The following is a 2,644-nucleotide window of genomic DNA, read 5'->3' as shown; positions in this document are numbered from 1 at the left end:
GTTAGGTGAAGCGATCTGGAAAGATCCGCCGCAGCAGGTAAAAGCCCTGTAGCCGAAAGTTCGTTCTCTCCTGAGTGGATCCTGAGTACGGCGGAACACGTGAAATTCCGTCGGAATCTGGGAGGACCATCTCCCAAGGCTAAATACTACCTAGTGACCGATAGTGAACCAGTACCGTGAGGGAAAGGTGAAAAGCACCCCGGAAGGGGAGTGAAAGAGATCCTGAAACCGTGTGCCTACAAGTAGTTAGAGCCCGTTAATGGGTGATAGCGTGCCTTTTGTAGAATGAACCGGCGAGTTACGATTGCATGCAAGGTTAAGCTGATAAGGCGGAGCCGCAGCGAAAGCGAGTCTGAATAGGGCGATAGAGTATGTAGTTGTAGACCCGAAACCAGGTGATCTACCCATGTCCAGGGTGAAGGTAAGGTAACACTTACTGGAGGCCCGAACCCACGCACGTTGAAAAGTGCGGGGATGAGGTGTGGGTAGCGGAGAAATTCCAATCGAACCTGGAGATAGCTGGTTCTCTCCGAAATAGCTTTAGGGCTAGCCTCAATTTTGAGAATCCTGGAGGTAGAGCACTGTTTGGACTAGGGGCCCATCCCGGGTTACCGAATTCAGACAAACTCCGAATGCCAGAGATTTATAATTGGGAGTCAGACTGCGAGTGATAAGATCCGTAGTCAAGAGGGAAACAGCCCAGACCACCAGCTAAGGTCCCCAAGTAATTGTTAAGTGGAAAAGGATGTGGCGTTGCTTAGACAACCAGGATGTTGGCTTAGAAGCAGCCATCATTTAAAGAGTGCGTAATAGCTCACTGGTCGAGTGACGCTGCGCCGAAAATGTATCGGGGCTAAACAATTCACCGAAGCTGTGGATGGATTCCGTATGGAATCCGTGGTAGGAGAGCGTTCTAAGGGCGTTGAAGCTAGACCGGAAGGACTGGTGGAGCGCTTAGAAGTGAGAATGCCGGTATGAGTAACGAAAGACGGGTGAGAATCCCGTCCACCGAATGACTAAGGTTTCCTGAGGAAGGCTCGTCCGCTCAGGGTTAGTCGGGACCTAAGCCGAGGCCGATAGGCGTAGGCGATGGATAACAGGTTGATATTCCTGTACCACCACTCCACCGTTTGAGTAATGGGGGGACGCAGAAGGATAGGGTAAGCGTACTGTTGGTTATGTGCGTTCAAGCAGTGAGGCGTGGAATGAGGCAAATCCCGTTCCTATAACGTTGAGCTGTGATGACAAGGACCATTAGGTCTGGAGTTCCTGATTTCACACTGCCAAGAAAAGCCTCTAACGAGGTGGAAGGTGCCCGTACCGCAAACCGACACAGGTAGTCGAGGAGAGAATCCTAAGGTGAGCGAGAGAACTCTCGTTAAGGAACTCGGCAAAATGACCCCGTAACTTCGGGAGAAGGGGTGCTCTATTAGGGTGTTAAAGCCTGAGAGAGCCGCAGTGAATAGGCCCAGGCGACTGTTTAGCAAAAACACAGGTCTCTGCAAAACCGTAAGGTGACGTATAGGGGCTGACGCCTGCCCGGTGCTGGAAGGTTAAGAGGAGTGCTTAGCGCAAGCGAAGGTGCGAATTGAAGCCCCAGTAAACGGCGGCCGTAACTATAACGGTCCTAAGGTAGCGAAATTCCTTGTCGGGTAAGTTCCGACCCGCACGAAAGGCGTAACGATCTGGGCACTGTCTCAACGAGAGACTCGGTGAAATTATAGTACCTGTGAAGATGCAGGTTACCCGCGACAGGACGGAAAGACCCCGTGGAGCTTTACTGTAGCCTGATATTGAATTTTGGTACAACTTGTACAGGATAGGTAGGAGCCTGAGAGTCCGGAGCGCCAGCTTCGGAGGAGGCGTCGGTGGGATACTACCCTGGTTGTATTGAACTTCTAACCCTTGCCCCTTAGCGGGGCAGGAGACAGTGTCAGGCGGGCAGTTTGACTGGGGCGGTCGCCTCCTAAAGTGTAACGGAGGCGCCCAAAGGTTCCCTCAGAATGGTTGGAAATCATTCGTAGAGTGTAAAGGCAGAAGGGAGCTTGACTGCGAGACCTACAAGTCGAGCAGGGTCGAAAGACGGGCTTAGTGATCCGGTGGTTCCGCATGGAAGGGCCATCGCTCAACGGATAAAAGCTACCCCGGGGATAACAGGCTTATCTCCCCCAAGAGTCCACATCGACGGGGAGGTTTGGCACCTCGATGTCGGCTCATCGCATCCTGGGGCTGTAGTCGGTCCCAAGGGTTGGGCTGTTCGCCCATTAAAGCGGTACGCGAGCTGGGTTCAGAACGTCGTGAGACAGTTCGGTCCCTATCCGTCGTGGGCGTAGGAAATTTGAGAGGAGCTGTCCTTAGTACGAGAGGACCGGGATGGACACACCGCTGGTGTACCAGTTGTTCTGCCAAGAGCATCGCTGGGTAGCTATGTGTGGCCGGGATAAGTGCTGAAAGCATCTAAGCATGAAGCCCCCCTCAAGATGAGATTTCCCATTACGCAAGTAAGTAAGATCCCTCAAAGACGATGAGGTAGATAGGTTCGAGGTGGAAGCGTGGCGACACGTGCAGCTGACGAATACTAATCGATCGAGGACTTAACCAAACAATTTGAATGGCTTTCAATGACACGTTTATCCAGTTTTGA

At 52.3% G+C, this 2,644-nt stretch carries 1 rRNA gene; it reads left to right on the top strand.

What is annotated here, in order from left to right:
* A 23S ribosomal RNA gene (locus GY23_RS17675) occupies positions 1-2,602 on the top strand; the annotation flags it as partial.
* Positions 2,603-2,644 lie beyond the last annotated feature (42 nt).

Origin of the sequence: Paenisporosarcina indica, assembly GCF_001939075.1 — a bacterium.
Lineage (GTDB): Bacteria > Bacillota > Bacilli > Bacillales_A > Planococcaceae > Paenisporosarcina > Paenisporosarcina indica.
This window is presented reverse-complemented; position numbering and strand designations above follow the sequence as displayed.